This is a genomic window from Acinetobacter sp. SAAs474, assembly GCF_032823475.1.
GTDB lineage: Bacteria > Pseudomonadota > Gammaproteobacteria > Pseudomonadales > Moraxellaceae > Acinetobacter.
The window spans coordinates 82,233-100,191 of record NZ_CP127913.1; the positions used below are offsets into that span (position 1 = coordinate 82,233).

Here is a 17,959-nt window from a genome sequence, read left to right on the forward strand (position 1 = left end):
GGTAAAAAGTTGTTTTTGTCGGTTAATAGCTTTAGCTCATAATATAATCTTTCATTATGGTTAGAAAATTTTTTCTATCAATAAGATAAATTATTTTATTTAAGACTTTTTTGATTTTTTCTAATTTTAGTAAAGTTACAGCAGAAGCTTCTATTATTGACTGCAATAATTTTTTATTAGAAGTTTATTTTAAGTTTAATGTTATTAGGATTGTATATTATGTATACTAACCCTACATTTTCTATAATTATTCCTACATTCAATAGACCTAATGAGCTTGTTAGATGTCTTGATAGTGTTTCAATTCAAACCTTTAAAGATTATGAGGTAATAGTTGTAGATGATGGTTCAAAAAAAAAGATAGATGAAGAACTATTAAATAATTATAAATTTAAGGTAACGTATATTAATAATACAGTTAATCTTGGAGCTGCTAGTGCAAGGAATATTGGTATAAAAGCTGCAACGGGAAAATATTTAAGTTTTTTAGATGACGACGATGAATATTGTGAAACTTTTTTAGAAGATTCCTTGTCTGTATTAAATAAGAATCCCGAAATTACTCTAACCTGGTGCTCAGTAAGATATGTTAACCCTACTGGTTACATTGACCCTCCTGAAATCCAAGAAATTTTTGTAAAAAAGATAGATGTATTTAAAAAATTACTAAGTATAGGTATAGGCCACGGGGTAACTATAAGGGCCTCTCATATAAATCGAATGAAAAGTGTTTTTGATGAAAATATTAGATTAGTTGAAGATACAGATTTATTTATTAGGCTTTTATCTAGTGGTTTGGTTCCTTATTTTATTGCTGGCAAGGCTAAAGTCAAAGTACATAACCATGATAAAACAAGAATGACGTCATCTAATTTTAATTTTTTACGTGCGAAAGAGTCAAAGTTTTTATTAAAGAAACATGAGGAATTTTTTAGTAAATACCCATCTCTAAAAAAACAATTAGAAAGCCATATTGTTTATTTAGAAGGAACCGAAATATGATTTTAAAAAAAATAGATAAATATTTGTCTTCTTCATTTAAGAAAGCTTTAAAGACTATAGAAGAGGATGTAATTCCAGTCTTAAAGGATGAATGTGATAGAGTTCATTATAATTCTGAATTTCCATCAGAAACATTTAATAAGATAAAAGAGAAAAAGTTGTTGTCAACTATTATAGATAGTGATAGAAATTATTATATTTTTAATGTCTATGATCATTTTTATTTTACATATCTTTTATCTAAGGTTTGTGCATCAGCTGGTATGATATATGCTATGCATATTGCTCAATTGCATACAATTTATAAAAATAAAATATTAAGTAAAAAAGATGATGAACTTAATATTTTTATTGAAAATCAATTATTAATTGCTTCTGCTACATCAGAAATAGGTAAAGGGGGAGATGTTTCTAGAAGTATTGCTACTATAGAAAAAGGAGATAATGATACTTTATATTTAATGAAAAAATGCTCTGTGATCTCTTATGCAGATTATGCAGATGGTATTTTACTAACAGCTAATAGTTTTGAAAATAAACAAATTTTTATTTATATTGATAAAAGTAAGTACAAATTAAAGCTGATGAGTAAATGGGATGCGATGGGATTAAGGGGAACATGTAGTAATGGTTATGTTTTGGAAGCAAAATTTCATGAAAATGATATATTATCTATTTCATCCAAAGAAATTGTTAATAATTTTATAATGCCATATAGCCATATACTCTGGGCTGCATGTTGGTTTGGTATAGCATCAAATTCGTTTGAAAAAACTTTAGTTTATTACAAGTTAAATACAATTAGTAATGCTCAAATTTCAGAAATATATAACAACCTGCTATTGGTTGAAAACTCTATAACTCTAAACTTAATAAATTTTGAAAAAGGACGGGATGATGATTTTATGAAAAAATTAGAACTTACGTCTTTAAAATCTCAAGTTTCAGAACTTTGTATTAATGTTTGTCTCGATTGCCTTAAAGTTTTAGGTATAAATGGCTATATTAATGATTCTAAATATAGCATAACACGAAATATAGCTGACTCTTTATCTTCAATAGTTATGATAAATAATAACAGGATTAATAATTCAATTTCAGAGTCGTTGAAAATTTTAAAGACTTAATCTGTTATAGAACAAAAACATTTCGAATCACTTTTTTGGGACTATTTTATGAAACCATTGAATTTATTTTTAAATGAACTTTTAACTGTTGAGTCTGGCATATCAACTGAAAAAAAAATATGGTACAAAGAAAATTTCAATAAGAAAGTAATAGATTACTATGAAACTATAAAACCTGGGGTGGTTAAAAGAGATTTAAAAACTGGAAAACCAATTTTAAAGAAATTAACTGTTAAAGAGTATTTTTCAACATTGGGCGTAATACATTTATTCAAACCAGATGATCAAAATAGTTTGAAAATAATGCAATATCACTCAATAAATGCATTAGGTTTTGTAGGTTATCAATTTGGTGAGGCTTTATTGTATGATTTAGGTTTTTATGTTCCAACTAAAAAAAAATACAATGATACTTTATTTGATTCACTATATTTAGGCGGGCTTAGTGATGATATATGGAGTGAAGATGTTTCTATATTTCCATCTAATAGTGAATCTTTTGGAAAAATTATTTTAGCTACTCATATTAATCTGTGGGAAGGTAGTTTTAAAGGGATAGATGGTTTAAATTATTTTGAAGATTTAAAAAAACCAGTTATTCAAGATAAAATTATACTGGAAGCTTTTTCATATAATATAAGTGTATTGAAAGGATTGTTTAAAGTGAGTAAGGGAATAGATATATTGGATATATTCAAAGAAAATTTGAAATCTGATGATCTCTTTTCTGAACTTTTTAAATTGCATGGTGTAGGTATTTTATCTGGTGTCCTTGCAGCAATGCATTTGTGTGGACCTTATGGTTTTTATGATTTATACATTAAAAACAAAATAAGCTTTGATGAATTCTCTATGTCAATAGTTGAATATATAGAGAAATTTTCCAACTACGATGTTTTTGAATTGTATATGTAATCTTATTAGAGTTCTTTCATAAGTCATTTTCTGCTCAGTTCCATATTATAAATTCCAGCAATTAAATTAAATCTTAAACCCAGTCTTTTTCCTCGGTTACGATATCGCTCAGCAAGAATTTTAAAGGTTTTCAAACGACCAAATATATGCTCAATGCTGATTCTCCTCTTGTTTATTTCTTGATTATAAATTTTCAGCTCAGGATCTAGTGTGCAACGCTTTTTTGCTTTTAATGGCAATAGACTATTCGGATACACAGCATAAAATCCTTGATAGCCCTTATCTGCAAGAATAAAGCCACCTACAGGAATCTGATGCAAGTTACGTTTGAACAATTCGAAATCATGCACAGCACCTCGGCTTGTACATAAACTCAGAATTTGCTGAGTTCTATAATGAATGATCGCTTGAACTTTGAAAGTATATGCTTTCTTCTTGCCGCTATAGCTTTTTTTCTGTTTTTTTAGGCCGTTGTATTGGAATTTCTGTAGCATCTACGATCACCACCTTCCAGTCTATGCCTTCACCTTCTGGCAAATGCTTCGGTAAATTAAATAGATTAGACTTGATGAGGCAATCCTCTATATGACGCATAATTCTTGAAGCTGTGGGCTCTGAAACTCCGTAACTTGTAGCAACATGAAATAAGGTTCGGTATTCACGCCAATAGCTTAGGCATAAGAGAATCTGATCCTCTATGCTTAATTTGGGTGGCCTGCCTTTGGAAGGAGTTTGCTTCTTTAATTGCTCAACCATTAAATCAAAAGTTGACCACGAGATGCCTGTATAGCGCTTAAACTGTGTTTCAGAAAGCTTTTTTGAGTCGATGTATTTCATCTACAAATTATGTACGAATACTCAGAAAATTAGAGACTAAATATTAGTCAGAAGATGACTATTTTTTGATTTATGAAAGATATCTATTGATTGCTATTTTTAATATTTTTAATAGAAATATAGCTAAATAATTGTAAAATAATTATATATAAGAAAAATATATTCCAACTGTAATTGTTAATTAAAAAAGATGCAATTGGGACCGTAATTAATAAAGAAGCCGTCGATAGAGATGATGCTATAGAATATTTAAATGATGCTCTTGGTTCATCTATTGATCGCATTAGAAAATTTGAGAAAGTATAAGTGATGAAGCTGGAAGAGATGATATTAAGTGAAAATAAAATTATTAAAGCACTCTTGCTTTTATAATCTAGTGAATTTATAAGAATAAAAAGAAATATATTTGTGGTTTTTAAAATTAATGATGTAATCATTATTGATTTTAATGAAAATATTTTAGTTATATGTGGCCATAGATATCCGCATAATAAGACAGCTAGTAAAGGGAGTATGATGTTAATTGTTCCAAAATATTCAAGCGTTAATTTAAATTCTTTGATTAAAAAAATTATAACAAATGATGATAATGTTAAGTCGAATAGCTTATAGAATATTAAATAAATATATATTTCTTTTAGGCTATTAAAAACCGATTTTGATTCTTTAAAATTGTAAAGGCTTGTTGTTGCAATGAAGAATATTGAAATAATAGGAATCAATAACAATAGATGATATTTTTGTTTTTTGAAAAATTGTAACATTAATTTAAAACTTGATATTGAGAAAATCAAAGTACAAGCTAAAAATATAAAAGATGAAAATATAAATAAATAATTTAGATCTCCTTTGAATATAAGATTGAAAAGGAAAATTATTCCACCTCCTGCGAATATTGATGAGATCCTCCAGCCAAATATATGTAATGAAAGGGGGTGATGACGATTATCACTATTATAATTTTTAATTAAGTTTATATCTGTTAATATGTCAAAGCTAGCACCTAAGAATGCAAGATTAAATAGCATTATGTAAAAAAATTCCTTATTGCTGTTAATGGCTAAAACTAATATCAGGAAATTGAAACCTATAATCATTACAAATAAAGATAACCAATTGTGAATATTTTTTGCCTTTATGTCATCTGCAAATCCACTCCATAAAAATTTAAAGGAATATGGAAGTAGTACGAAAGCCAATGAGGATATAAATGTTATTGAATAGCCTAAATCAGTTAGAACGGCTTGTAATGTTATTGTAAGAAAGCAATATATATATCCTGATAAAAAACCATAGCTAAAAATTTTCACTCGATTTGTGTTGTGCAATTTTTCATCACTTAAACTGGTTTTTATATTTAAAGTGTTTTTAGCCATAAGCTACAGTCTATATTATTTTTTTGAAAATTTGGGATGTGATTTTATTTTTTCCATTTTTTTTTAAAAAGTCATTAAAAAAACTATTTTTAATTTACTGTTGTTCGTTAAATACGCTCTTAATAAATATATTTCATTCCATGATCTATTTTGTTCTAAAACCCAAGTTTTAGGATACTCAAATGGGTAAAATATGTCGTGAAAGTGAACTATAATCCCAGGTTTTAGTCTGGGAATAATGTTGAAAACAATATGTCACTTCTAGATTTAGCTATGTGTGATGAGTCAATAAATATTATATCGTTTGCATTTAGGTCTTTAAATATTGAAACTTTTATATCTTGAATCATTTTTTCATATATTTCTATATTCTTTGAATCTTTTTTCTTTATTAATTTTTTTAGTCTACTTGGATTGGGGTCTATAAATGTAATTTTTGGTTTATTTTTTTCATATTCTATAACATCTAGTAAGAAGCCTGAAGAAAAACCAGAGCCAATCTCTATGATTTTATTTGGTTTGTAGCTTTTTATAATTGAGTAATATATAAAGGCATCTCCTTTTATCTGATAAAATTTTGTCAAATTTGTCAGTTATTTTAATCCATCTATTCCATAATTTAAGCATATCTTCTATACTCAGCTCAATATTTGGAATATATTTGTTATTTAAATTTTTGAGATAATGGTGTTTATTTTCTCCTTTAATCTGCTTTTTAAATCTTGGCTAATGTAGCCTCGATCCGCATAAATCTTGGCTTCTAAGCCGTTAACTAATTGCTCAACCATTTTGATGTCAGCAACATGACCATTTGATAAAGCTGAACATGCTATTTCACCCAATTGATTCATCGCAATATGTAATTTACAACCATAAAACCAACCCATCGAACTTTTACCACGAGTTGCAATTTTAGCTAGAGATTTATGGCGCTGAATCCGTTGATTTTTACAGACTGGTAGTGTTGTTGAATCAATCCATAAATATTGTTTATCTTGACCTTTTATCAGTGACACATGTAAAGCATGTAGGGCGAGTTGGTGCATATTGCTCAAATGAATCATACGTTAATAACAAGATAAGTACTTAAATAAATGAATTTTGTCTTCTTTGAGCCATGCGAAAAAGGCTTTGAAATTATTGAAATGAGAGCATTTGTACCAAATGGCAATAAAGCAGATCTCTGAAATTGTGAGTTTGTATTAACCCCCAATTAAAACGGACACTCAAAATTAAGATCTAGGCATAGAACTAGAGTTAAGGAGTGTCTTATGGAACGTATTGAAGTTATTACATCGGCTCAACGTCGTAGACGTTATACAGGTCAACAAAAAGCACAGTTTGTTGCTATGACCATGCAACCTGGATCATCCGTTTCTTCTGTTGCTAGACAGTATGGTATTGCCCCAAGTTTACTGTTTAAATGGAAGAAACTTATGCAAGATGGTGGAGTAATTGCCGTGGAAGCCAATGATCAAGTCGTCAGTGTTTCAGACTACAATGCACTATTAAAAAAAGTAAAACAGCTTGAACAAATGCTTGGTCGAAAGATCGTCGAAGCAGAAATTCTCAAAGATGCTTTAGAGATTGCTCAGACAAAAAAGTACATATCGCATATGCCCTTATTACCACCAGACGATACCCAACACAACAAATAGCGCTGACACTCGGTGTGGCGAGATCGAACCTTTATCGTCGCTTAAAGCAACCAAATCCGACCTCTCGTTCGAGATATAACAAAATGGAGGATCGCATTCTATTGCCTATGATTCGGGACATCTGTGACCAACGCCCCAGTAATGGCTATAGACGTATTACCGCACATCTTAACCGTCACTTAAAGGCAAATACGATGTCATTAAAACAAGTGAATCATAAGCGTATTTACCGCATCATGAAACAGAATGATTTACTGCTCACTCGACCTAAACGACTTCAGAATGATCGTACACATGAGGGTAAAGTTATTGTTTCGGAGTCAAATAAAAGGTGGAGTTCGGATGGCTTTGAAATCAAATGTTGGAATGGTGAAAAAGTAAGGGTTGTCTTCAGTTTAGACTGCTGTGATCGAGAAATTATGAGTTATGCAGCAACAACAGCAGGCATCAGTAGTGAAATGGTCTGTGACATACTTGTACAGAGTATGGAGCGACGGTTCGGTATAGTGTAAGCATCCGCTGAACACCACTTTTTCTCACTCCAGAATCTCGCGATAGTGTCCACTAAAATTTGATCTGACCCCCAAAAGTTAAACTTTCTTTGTTCAATAATAGTCTTTTGGACTCCACGACTTCGTATACTTTGCTTTAGATTAGAACGCTTATTTTGTTTTTCTAATTCTTTATGCTGTTGCTGAAAGCTTCTTTCAACTGTTAACGCAAAAGAGATCAAGAAGAAAATATATGCATCAAGAACAGAAGTAAGATTGGATATCTTTGACTATATTGAGGTGTTCTACATTTCAAAACACAGACATAGCTCTAATGGTCAGTATGCGGTTTTAGCGAGAATGCAGACGTTAATACTCTTTGCAACATTTTGGCGGTAGGACATACCGTTTTGTCTGTGGAGGCAAGATGTGGTAAAGGTCGTCCTGTGAAGCAGAAAGCAAGTGAAATCCGTAAGGAAGTTACCTAAGCGCTTTTGCTTTTAGAATCCTTTACTTAAGCTAGTCGAAAATGGTGGGAGTATGTTAAATCGATGATGCCACTGAAAAGCTGTTGCATCTGCACTTTTGTAAGGCTGAGATTGGAGGTTTAAATTTTAAAACAACTGGTAGTCAAAAATTAAATACTAAAACAATTGAAAATAAAAGAAATAATTTAGATTACATGTTTGGTATCGGTCTGGGTTTAACTGATAAATCTAATTTAAATGTTTTTGCTTCAATTCGCCAAGAATTTAATAATTCTCTTGAAAATTGCATTAACTACAATTTTCATTTTTAATGTGTTATATTATAGCATTGTGTAGAACAAAAATAATATTTTTATAAAAAAATGTACTAAAACAATAATTAGAGAAATTTCTATGAAAAATTTTTTAACTGTCTTAATCTTATCATCGTTAATTGTGACGCCTGGATTTGCTCAAGAAAAAACATCTAATACCAGTTCAGCAAGTTTAGAACTCAATCAAGTATTTGATATAGAAAAATTTGATAATATTCAGGTATTAGAACTATCTCGTCAAGAAATGAAAGATACTCAAGGTGCTTTTGTTCCATTTATACCCGTTGCTGTTGCAGTTGGTACGCGTTTTATAACAAATCAATTTGTTAGTCACCAAATTAGGAATGGCATGCTAGCTTATAGCACCTATAGTGCTGCCAATAAAATGAATAAGAATAATAATTAAATATTTTTTGAGTACTTATCTTTATAAGTACTCTGCTGAGTATAAATTACTTATGAATGCCAATCCAAAGCTACATATTTATTTTTTTAACAAAAAAATCAAAAGGAAGTGCCCTTGTTGTAGACGAAATGTTGTTCATCCATTAAATTTCAAAAAATTATATCCTTATCAATGCTCATTTTGTCGATGTTATATACAACCTAGTATGCTATGGTCATCACTTACTTGTATTTTTATGGTTATAATTCAAACAATATTATATGAAAAAAGTATGTACTTTTTAGGACATATAGTTTTTTTTGTAATAGTTGTACGCTGGATTTTTATAGATAAAATTGATGCGATGACACTGCCTTTATACGCATACGACCCTTGATTTTTTCTTTTAATCATTTTCACGTATATAATCTAAATTTTTTACTCTCCCTAAAAAACTGCTTTTTCTGCATCTGATTTCATAAAAATTTTAACTATGGTATGTTGCTAATTTTTTGGGGTATTGGAGACAAAGCCACATATAAACTTTAAATATTGATGGGTTCTATTTTAAAATAATTAAAAATAAATATTCTAAAGAACTACTTTAATAACAATTTTGGGAATAATTAATATTGAAATATCTTTCTTTTCTACTTTTAAGCCTAACACAATTTACTCATGCAGATCTGCCCCTAACCATTGAAAATCTCGTGTCTGATAAAGGAAAAGTCACGTTAGAACTAGGTATGATTTATGGTAATAGTAAGATTAGTAATGCAAAATTTTCTGGATATTTCCCTGTACAGGTCTCCAATTCATCCTTTATCAATGTTCCAACAGAAGTAAAAAATGAAAAATTACAAAGTGAGTATCTCATAGGAAGCTTAGGCGTAAAATATGGTGTTATTAAAAATTTAGATATCAGCCTACGTAGTAATTTTATTTATACCTCACACCGCTTTCTTGATATTGATAGTACAGAACAATCTCATCATAGTACGAATATTTCAGATATTGCTCTAGGTTTAAATTACCAATTCTTAGAAGATAAAAAATATCCAGCTATCGTAGGTTTTGTCGAAGGCTCTGCTTTTGAAAAAAATGAACAGAAAAATTCTTATTTTTCGAGCTGGAGTATTGGGCTAACAACTTATCGTTCTTATGATCCTATCGTTTTATCTTTAACAACAGGTTATAAATACAATCAACAACGAAAGATCAACGATGCTGATCATTTTAAACCAGCGAGCTTATTTTTCTTTAATCCTCAAGTTGCTTTTGCTGCAAATGATCGTATTTCTTTGATTGGAGGTTTAAATTTTAAAATAATTGGTAATCAAAAATTAAATACTAAAACAATTGAAAATAAAAGAAATAATTTAGATTACATGTTTGGTATCGGTCTGGGTTTAACTGATAAATCTAATTTAAATGTTCTTGCTTCAATTCGCCAAGAATTTAATAATTCTAGTGAAATTCGCATTAACTACAATTTTCATTTTTAATGTGTTATGTTATAACATTTCGTAGAACAAAAATAATATTTCTATAAAAAAATGTACTAAAACAATAATTAGAGAAATTTCTATGAAAATTTTTTTAACTGTCTTAATATCATCATCGTTAATTGTGACGCCTGGATTTGCTCAAGAAAAAACATCTAATACCAGTTCAGCAGGTTTCGAACTCAATCAAGTATTTGATATAGAAAAATTTGATAATATGCAGGTATTAGAACTATCTCGTCAAGAGATGAAAGATACTCAAGGTGCTGTTGCACCTTTAGTTGCTGTTGGTATTATGGCTGGAGGACGATTCATAACACAAAAATATGTTACACAAAATATTGCTAAATCAATGGTACAAAGTGCTGGAAACAATGTAGCTAGACAAAATAATGTTTGGGGTATAATGGCAAATACTCGATCACAAGCTAGTAATATCGCTAGAAAAAATAATATCCGAGAATTTCATCATGGGGCTGGACAACGTTTTACTCATTATCATACATCTAATAGAAATGGTGCTCATGTATGGTATGGAAAACCTCGATAAATAATGTCTACTTTTAGCTTTGTAATTATTAAAGAAAAAAGTAATTTACTTGAAAAGGACAGGTATAGAAAATACAACTTCATAAAAATTGATTATGGTTTCTATATTTATGCTCGTCAACATATGATAATCAATAAAGATGGAAAATTAAACTCCTCTTTTTTTGATTTTATAATATTAATATCTGAAGAAATTCAATCTGATGTTATTTTACTCATCAATATCTTAAAAAATAATGAAAGCGAAGATGATATTAAAATAAAAAATTATATGAATAAAAAAACTATTGATTTAAAAAGAAATACTATTATTAAGCATCAAACATTATATAGCTATCGCAGAATAAAACATGGATAGTTTAATTTTTATCTAAAAAAATAAGGAGGTTATTTATGAAAAATTTTTTAACTGTCTGATTGTTTATGAAAATTTTTTTAACTGTCTTAATGTTATCATCGTTAATTGTGACGCCTGGATTTGCTCAAGAAAAAACATCTAATACCAGTTCAGCACATTTAGAATTCAATCAAGTATTTGATATAGAAAAATTTGATAATATTCAGGTATTAGAACTATCTCGTCAAGAAATGAAAGATACTCAAGGTGCAGCTATTCCATTGATGGCTGTTGGCGCTGGATTTGGAGGTCTATATGGCGGGTTAGGATATCCAGGATCATCAACAGCAACGGGAAAATTCTCATGGAGTGGTTTAGGCACTAGTATTGCTGTTGGTGCTGCTTCTGGAGCAGTGGGAGGGCCGATTGGAAGCGCGGTTGGAAGATATTTGACACCAAGATTGCATATTTTGGTGGGGGTGCCCAAGGTTTAAAACCTTGAAGTATTTGACTCTAACTATCTTTGTATTGATAATTATCAATACAGGGATGTTTTTCCTGAATAAAAGTATAGTTGCATTTTCTATTACCAATATTTTATCTTTTACATTAGTATTATTTCAATACTATATGATTGGTAATCCAATAATTACAAAAGATTTTTACTCGAAAAATTTTCACTCAAAAGTTAGAAGAAATAATATTGCATACAATATATATACTTTAATGAGTCAAATTATATTTTTTAGTTTTATATTAGTGTTTAACTTTATTAAATGAAATTATTTAGTTTTTTATTTATATTAACGTCTTCAATAGCTTATGCCTCTCCAATCTACTTTAATCAATATCACGATACAATTAAAGTAAAATCATGGAAAAAAATTCGTGATCAAAATATTATTAAACAAGACCTTGATTTTTCTTGTGGTGCAGCATCTATTGCAACATTGCTTAATGGATATTACAACCAAAAGATCACTGAGCAAGAAGTCCTAAAAATCATGGATAAGGGTGACCTTATGGCATCTTTTGATGATATGCAAAGGGCATTAGATCAATTAGGTTTTCATGCAAAAGGCTATGCTATTTCTTTAGAGATATTACAGACATTAAAACTTCCAGTGATCGCTTATATTAAGCATCGAAAAAATGACCATTTCACTGTTATCTCAGGAATTAATAAGAATTTTATAAGAATATCCGATCCAGCATTAGGTCAAAAAATCTTAAGCTATTCACAATTTACAAAAATGTGGCAAACTCGTACTGATGAGCACTTAAGGGGAAAAATTTTGGTAATTTTTCCTAAAGATCCAATAAATAATTCAATATTCTTTAGCAACGATATCAAGCAACCAACTGCTCAAGCCATTAAATTCTTAATATCTCAACGTTAAGGATATTCTTTTGACTATAATTGATTTTTAGTGTTATTCGATCAAATTAAAGCGACTTTCATTTTCGAAATGATAGATCACTTATCATACGGATTGTCTCTCATTTTTAAGCAGAATTTAGATTGACTATAATGTTTTAAAAAATAAGTAAATTTTTGCTTATTAAGCATCATGTCAATCTCACCTACATATAGGCTTGTTTTAAATTTAAATGTATATATAATGTATATACATTTTATTTGTAATTTAGCCTTTGGGAATAAAAACGTATGACTGATCAACCCAAAAAAATAAAGGCAAACAAAAAAGATGGCCAGCTCTTAATTCGTATTAATAGTCGTGAACGGGATGAGTTTATCCAACTATGCGATGAGCTCGATACGAGTGCGGCTAGAGAATTAAGAAAATTTATCCGTAGTTTTATTCAAAAAAATCAGCCAGCGGATACACATAAAATGGAGTAGTATCATGTCAAAACAGATTAAAATCTTGAAAGATAAGATTAATGCGCGTCTTGAAAAAATCTCAAAACATCAGAAAAAGCTAGACAAGTTACAACAGCAACTCAAAAAGCAAAAGAAATAATATCGATCTGATGATGCTTCGATTTTAAATATGAAAAACCGAATTTGATCAAAATTCGGTTTTTTTATATCTGTTTTAATTTAAGAATAACGCATCGTGTGTGAAGTCAAAATTGCTTGCATGATAATTTTTTTTCGCTAAACTAACGACCGATAGGTAGTTTTTGAGATTTAATTATGCATTCCTCTATTCCATTGAAAATCATTGTTTCTTTGGCCATGATTGTTGCTTTGGGTCCTGCTGCAATTGATATGTACTTAGCTTCTATGCCTGAAATGGCGAAAGACCTTAATACAACATATGCTTCGACTCAATTAACCTTAACTGTATTTTTAATTTTTATGGGTTTAGGCCAATTATTTTTTGGCCCAATTTCAGATGCAATCGGGCGTAAGTATCCTTTATTAATCGGTTTAGTTCTTTATATTGGAGCAGCCTTTTGGGCAGCAAGTACGATGAGTATTGAAGCATTAATATTTGCGCGTGTCTTGCAAGGATTGGGAGCTGCCATGGCAATTGTGGTGGTGATGAGTATGGTACGTGATCTTGTTGATGACATTGCCGCCACACAACTTTATGCTTTATTAAATACTATTGTTGCACTTGGTCCAATTGTTGCACCAGCATTAGGAGGATTTATTGGTGCCCATTTTGGTTGGCGTGGTGTGATGTTGAGCTTATGTGCTGTAGCAAGTATAGTTTTATTAAATACACTGTTTAATATCAAAGAATCTTTAGTCGCTAAAAATCGTATTCAATTAAATTTAAAAAATATTTTACAAACTTATTTGGGTATTTTAAAACATAAAATATTTCTTTGTAATTTATTGGCATTATCGGCTGTATATTTTTTTCTGTTTGCATATATTGGTGGTTCATCCTATGTTTACCAAAATGATTTTGGACTCAGTCTAGAACAATTTGGTTTAGTGTTTGGTTTAACCAGTATTAGTTTAGTTGCTGGTGCATCATCATCTGCATTGATGATTAAAAAGGTATCTGCACCTTTTTTGGCCATGATGGGTGCATTATTAATGATGCTGGGTAGTGTGATGTGTATCATGACTTATGTTTTTGATATTGGTATCGTTGGTATTATTATTGGAATTGCTTTAGGATTGTTTGGCTTAGGTATTCTTGAAGCAATTTTAATGGCATTAGCAATGAACTCACAACATCAAGCCCTAGGCTCTAGTGCTGCTTTATTGGGTGCTTTCCCGATGCTTATTTCATCAATGGCAACACCGATAGCAGGTCAATTAGTCGAAATGAATACGCTATATTGGTTGTTTTTCTTAGCCATGATTGGGCCAGTAATTTTAGCTTTAGTTTTTGTTGGTACACGTCAAACTTCGGCTCATTCACATTGAGCATTGATTGAGATATAAGTTTCTTATGGAAATTCAAAAAACACGTTCTAATTCAAAAAAACAGATTATTACAGCAGCATTTGAAAATTTTGTGGTACATGGTTATGAAGGTGCTTCACTTAGTTTAATCGCAGATATGGTTGGAATTCGTAAAGCTTCTATATATACCCATTTTTCCAGTAAAGAAGCTTTGTTTTTGGAGCTTTTGCAGCAAGCGATCATCATTGAATGTGATTATATCCGAACATGTTTTGCTGAAGCAGGTGACGAAAAGCTTCCAGGAGAAGCTTATTGTTATGCACTTAAGAAGCAATATAGTCATAGTGTGAGTTTACGCTTTCTTATTCGTATGGCTTATGCACCTCCTGCAGATTTAATTGTAGCCATTACTGATGGTTATTTCAGATATATTCAAGTTCTGCTACAACAAATTCAATCTGCTCTCCGATTAATTGATTTAAATGAAGATGAAGTTACATTATATAGCGATGCTTATTTAGGCATTATTGATAGTCTTACTGTCGAATTACTTTACGATCAGTCATTCTATGAGCGTAGATTAAAAGCGTTATTATTTCTTTATCAAAATACGTTACAACAATCTTTATTAAAGCAGAACTGATTTATAATATAATTATAAATCAAAGTTTTAAATTTCTAGCAAAAATCAGCAATAAAGCAATATTGCTGATATTTTGAACAATTTATATTAAATACTGATGTGAATAAATAAGCTGAAAATAGCATATTGATGATTATTGAATAATAATTGTAAATGAAAGCTCAATTTATTATAAAAATAATTATACTAAATTGAATTTTAATAAGAGAAACTCAATATGAAAAAAATATTAAGCTTATTGGCTTTACCATTATTTTTAGCTGCTTGTAGCGCAATTCCACTTCAACCTGGTGCGCAAAATATTCGTGTTTTAAATACAGATCCTAAAGATTGTACCTTTGTTGGTATTGTGACGGGTAAACAAGGTGATTGGCTTCGAGGACAGGTTGTATCTAATGCTAATTTAGAAGAAGGAGCATTAAATGATTTAAGAAATAAGGCTTTAGCTTTAGGAGGTAACACAATTAGCATTATTACCAATCGCGCAGGTTCAACAGGAATACCTTCATCTAAAGGTACTGATTATGCACAAACTAACGTTGTTATTACTGGTAATGTCTGGAAATGTAATTATTAAAAATTTATATAAAATATGATTGAATCATGTCATAGCATATTAAATAAAATATCAAGCAGCATATAATGCATTATGTTCTAAGTGATTTATGAATATGATCGCATTATATGATAAAAATATACTAACACTCAGATTAATATCAATAAATATTTATGTTTAAGCATCATTTATTTCATTAATATTGATTTTAATCGTATAGGATATCAATTATGAGTACTAAAAAACTGGTTATTATTGTTATTATAAGTTTAATCATTGGCGGTCTAATCGGCTATTTTATTAGTAATAAAACAGTGGGTCGCTATAATATTGTTAATGCCACATGTACAACATTAAATGTTGCAGTTGATCATAATATGCTTACAGCTGCAGAAATACGCGAGTTAGGTAAACTCACTAAGGAAAAGTTGGCCAATAGTCAGGCAGCCAATGCGTTTAAGATTAGTGATAAACAAATCAGCGCTGCATCAGAGTATTCAACTTGCTCACAGTTTATTGTCGGTATGAATGAATAAATTTAAGTTTAAAATTTTCTGAATTAAAAAATGGTATTTTATACTATATATGATCAATAATGTCATCAGCATGTTGATTATATTCATATTATAATTTTAAATCATATTGATTCATGATTGAGAATGAGTTTATAAAATATCATGATAAAATTAAAAAGGAACCTGTGATGAGCAAACCAGCATTAATTATTATTGATTTACAAAATGACTATTTCCCTCATGGTCTATTTCCTTTAGCCAATACGGAAAGTACATTACAGCATGTTTTACAAGCAATTGAATATGCTCAAGAACGCCATATTCCAATTATTCATGTGCAGCATGTTGCAGATCCGAATGCAGGAATAGCACCTTTTTTTAATCAGGGGAGTGAGGGTGTTAAAATTCATCCAGATATTTTAGCAGCTGCACCAGATGCCCCTATTATCATTAAACATTACGCAGATGCATTTGTAGAAACAGACTTGCAAGAGACATTAGATCAGTTGAATATTAATGAGCTCATTTTATGTGGGATGATGACACAAAATTGTGTAACATTTACAGCATTAGCACCGCAAGCAGAATCGTATCACAACGTGACTGTATTAAGCGATGCCACGACGACAGTATCTGAAATTTTACATCTGATTGCTTTGAATGCGCTCTCTACGCGTATTACATTAAAAACGGTCACAGCATACTTTTCGGATTAAGCTACTTTTGGCATACTCCCATCACGTGAACTATGCGAAAGTGGTAGGAGTATGTCAAAATGATATGTTTGTATACGTTGCAAAGATTCCCCTCACGATAAGTTACGGTTTAGTGGTGAGAGTATGTCAAAATAGGATTTCAGTCATACTCATTTTTATATTTAAGGTGAAATCATATGCTATTAGCATTCGGTTCTTTAATATTTATTCACTTCTGTGCTTTAATTACTCCTGGTCCTGATTTTTTTATCGTCACGCAAACGGCTATTAGTCGCTCTCGTATGCAAGCAATATATGTAGTGCTTGGTATTACTACAGCCGTACTTATTTGGGCTTTTTTTGCCTTAGTGGGCTTAAATATTATTTTTGAAAAGTTTGAATGGTTAAGAAAGGCCATTATGATTTCTGGTGGTATCTATCTATGTTGGCTTGGCTTTCAGATGCTTAAATCTGCATTTTCTAAACAAAATAATCTTCAAGAATCTTCTGATGTCACGTTACCTAAAAGTAATTTACGATTTTTTATTAAGGGATTTTTAACTAATATTTCGAATCCTAAAGCTGTCATTTACTTTGGCAGTGTATTTTCTATCTTTTTATCGAATCCGATTTTAAATCAGATGCATTTTGCGATGTGGCTGGTTATTGGTATAGAAACATTTTTATGGTTTAGTCTGGTTGTATTTGTATTTTCTTTTCCAAAATTTAAAACGATGTATCAAGATACAGCAAAATGGATTGATGGCATTTCAGGAGGAATTTTTACAACTTTTGGTATTTATTTAATTTCACAAAAGTAAATATATGACCAAACACATATAACAATAACGATTTTAATGGTAGTTTAACTACATGGGCGAACTTCTCCACCTATAATCTTTAATTTAGCTGGAGATGAATAGCCCACCTGACGATGAGTCAGCTCTATTTTGATTCTTAATATATGGCCTGATCGTATCAATCGTTGCAGCGCCAGTTATTAACAAACAATAAGTGCCAGTCCAAAAAAGTCATGTGCTGCATCTCTATACAGTTTTTCGTAATTTCTTCAAAGAACGAACCAAATTCCCAAGATAAATTTAAGAGAAATGAAAAATATCACTACCAATGTCTACAATATTCATAATGGACATTGAAAATAGATGATTAAAATGAGCCAAAATCAAAGGGATTACAACCAAGTTTAGCCAAGAGATGAACAACATCCTTAA

General features: G+C 30.3%; 22 protein-coding genes and 3 pseudogenes. 20 read left to right on the plus strand and 5 right to left on the minus strand.

What is annotated here, in order from left to right; translation table 11 throughout:
• Positions 1–219 precede the first annotated feature (219 nt).
• The 3 genes from QSG86_RS00780 to QSG86_RS00790 are packed head-to-tail and all read left to right on the plus strand — an operon-like array spanning position 220 to position 3,044.
• Positions 220–1,002 (plus strand): glycosyltransferase family 2 protein, encoded by a 783-nt coding sequence (locus QSG86_RS00780; RefSeq protein ID WP_317032789.1) that lies wholly within the window; start codon positions 220–222, stop codon positions 1,000–1,002.
• Entirely contained in the window at positions 999–2,129 is a 1,131-nt protein-coding gene (locus QSG86_RS00785) for an acyl-CoA dehydrogenase family protein (protein ID WP_317032788.1), read from the plus strand. Before QSG86_RS00780 ends, QSG86_RS00785 begins: the two co-directional genes overlap by 4 nt.
• A gap of 48 nt (positions 2,130–2,177) precedes the next feature.
• Positions 2,178–3,044, plus strand: a complete 867-nt coding sequence (locus tag QSG86_RS00790) for a hypothetical protein (protein WP_317032787.1) — start codon at positions 2,178–2,180, stop codon at positions 3,042–3,044.
• A 23-nt stretch (positions 3,045–3,067) separates the two neighbouring features.
• Here the strand turns inward: QSG86_RS00790 and QSG86_RS00795 are convergent, their stop codons facing one another.
• The 5 genes and pseudogenes from QSG86_RS00795 to QSG86_RS00815 all read right to left on the minus strand — a co-directional run.
• A complete protein-coding gene (locus tag QSG86_RS00795) occupies positions 3,068–3,538 on the minus strand; it encodes a transposase family protein (protein WP_317032786.1) in 471 nt (156 codons plus the stop codon).
• On the minus strand, positions 3,486–3,881 hold the full coding sequence (locus QSG86_RS00800) for a transposase family protein (protein WP_317032785.1): 396 nt from the start codon (positions 3,879–3,881) through the stop codon (positions 3,486–3,488). Before QSG86_RS00800 ends, QSG86_RS00795 begins: the two co-directional genes overlap by 53 nt.
• Before the next feature lie 83 nt (positions 3,882–3,964).
• Positions 3,965–5,257, minus strand: coding sequence for a hypothetical protein (locus QSG86_RS00805; protein WP_317032784.1), 1,293 nt, complete (start codon positions 5,255–5,257; stop codon positions 3,965–3,967).
• Between the two features lie 224 nt (positions 5,258–5,481).
• Complete coding sequence (locus QSG86_RS00810) at positions 5,482–5,841, minus strand: class I SAM-dependent methyltransferase (protein ID WP_317032783.1); 360 nt, start codon at positions 5,839–5,841, stop codon at positions 5,482–5,484.
• A 111-nt stretch (positions 5,842–5,952) separates the two neighbouring features.
• Positions 5,953–6,456: pseudogene (locus QSG86_RS00815) on the minus strand (IS982 family transposase); the annotation flags it as partial.
• A gap of 72 nt (positions 6,457–6,528) precedes the next feature.
• Here QSG86_RS00815 and QSG86_RS00820 point away from each other — a divergent pair.
• The 17 genes and pseudogenes from QSG86_RS00820 to QSG86_RS00900 all read left to right on the plus strand — a co-directional run bounded on the left by QSG86_RS00820 (position 6,529) and on the right by QSG86_RS00900 (position 17,548).
• Complete coding sequence (locus QSG86_RS00820) at positions 6,529–6,915, plus strand: transposase (RefSeq protein WP_317032782.1); 387 nt, start codon at positions 6,529–6,531, stop codon at positions 6,913–6,915.
• A 14-nt stretch (positions 6,916–6,929) separates the two neighbouring features.
• Entirely contained in the window at positions 6,930–7,427 is a 498-nt protein-coding gene (locus QSG86_RS00825) for an IS3 family transposase (RefSeq protein ID WP_317032781.1), read from the plus strand.
• Between the two features lie 175 nt (positions 7,428–7,602).
• Positions 7,603–7,805, plus strand: a pseudogene (locus QSG86_RS00830) (IS3 family transposase); the annotation flags it as partial.
• Positions 7,751–7,894: pseudogene (locus QSG86_RS00835) on the plus strand (RNA-guided endonuclease TnpB family protein); the annotation flags it as partial. The pseudogenes QSG86_RS00830 and QSG86_RS00835, both read left to right, overlap by 55 nt.
• A 393-nt stretch (positions 7,895–8,287) precedes the next feature.
• Positions 8,288–8,614, plus strand: a complete 327-nt coding sequence (locus tag QSG86_RS00840; RefSeq protein WP_317033341.1) for a hypothetical protein — start codon at positions 8,288–8,290, stop codon at positions 8,612–8,614.
• 689 nt (positions 8,615–9,303) lie between these two features.
• Positions 9,304–10,098 carry a hypothetical protein gene (locus QSG86_RS00845; RefSeq protein WP_317032779.1) on the plus strand — a complete coding sequence of 265 codons (795 nt, stop codon included), beginning with the start codon at positions 9,304–9,306 and terminating at the stop codon, positions 10,096–10,098.
• An 82-nt stretch (positions 10,099–10,180) separates the two neighbouring features.
• Positions 10,181–10,648, plus strand: coding sequence for a hypothetical protein (locus QSG86_RS00850; RefSeq protein ID WP_317032778.1), 468 nt, complete (start codon positions 10,181–10,183; stop codon positions 10,646–10,648).
• Between the two features lie 3 nt (positions 10,649–10,651).
• Positions 10,652–11,005 (plus strand): hypothetical protein, encoded by a 354-nt coding sequence (locus QSG86_RS00855; protein WP_317032777.1) that lies wholly within the window; start codon positions 10,652–10,654, stop codon positions 11,003–11,005.
• Positions 11,006–11,094: 89 nt separating this feature from the next.
• Positions 11,095–11,478 (plus strand): hypothetical protein, encoded by a 384-nt coding sequence (locus tag QSG86_RS00860; protein WP_317032776.1) that lies wholly within the window; start codon positions 11,095–11,097, stop codon positions 11,476–11,478.
• A gap of 282 nt (positions 11,479–11,760) precedes the next feature.
• Positions 11,761–12,384, plus strand: coding sequence for a C39 family peptidase (locus QSG86_RS00865; RefSeq protein ID WP_317032775.1), 624 nt, complete (start codon positions 11,761–11,763; stop codon positions 12,382–12,384).
• Positions 12,385–12,653: 269 nt separating this feature from the next.
• Positions 12,654–12,848, plus strand: a complete 195-nt coding sequence (locus tag QSG86_RS00870) for a hypothetical protein (RefSeq protein WP_317032774.1) — start codon at positions 12,654–12,656, stop codon at positions 12,846–12,848.
• A gap of 297 nt (positions 12,849–13,145) precedes the next feature.
• On the plus strand, positions 13,146–14,339 hold the full coding sequence (locus QSG86_RS00875; RefSeq protein ID WP_317032773.1) for a multidrug effflux MFS transporter: 1,194 nt from the start codon (positions 13,146–13,148) through the stop codon (positions 14,337–14,339).
• Between the two features lie 25 nt (positions 14,340–14,364).
• On the plus strand, positions 14,365–14,961 hold the full coding sequence (locus tag QSG86_RS00880; protein WP_317032772.1) for a TetR/AcrR family transcriptional regulator: 597 nt from the start codon (positions 14,365–14,367) through the stop codon (positions 14,959–14,961).
• 217 nt (positions 14,962–15,178) lie between these two features.
• Positions 15,179–15,538 (plus strand): DUF4156 domain-containing protein, encoded by a 360-nt coding sequence (locus tag QSG86_RS00885; protein WP_317032771.1) that lies wholly within the window; start codon positions 15,179–15,181, stop codon positions 15,536–15,538.
• 209 nt (positions 15,539–15,747) lie between these two features.
• Positions 15,748–16,053, plus strand: coding sequence for a hypothetical protein (locus QSG86_RS00890; RefSeq protein WP_317032770.1), 306 nt, complete (start codon positions 15,748–15,750; stop codon positions 16,051–16,053).
• A 167-nt stretch (positions 16,054–16,220) separates the two neighbouring features.
• The gene (locus QSG86_RS00895; protein WP_317032769.1) at positions 16,221–16,748 is read left to right on the plus strand and encodes a cysteine hydrolase family protein; all 528 of its coding nucleotides are present in this window, start codon (positions 16,221–16,223) and stop codon (positions 16,746–16,748) included.
• Between the two features lie 176 nt (positions 16,749–16,924).
• A complete protein-coding gene (locus tag QSG86_RS00900) occupies positions 16,925–17,548 on the plus strand; it encodes a LysE family transporter (RefSeq protein WP_317032768.1) in 624 nt (207 codons plus the stop codon).
• Positions 17,549–17,959 lie beyond the last annotated feature (411 nt).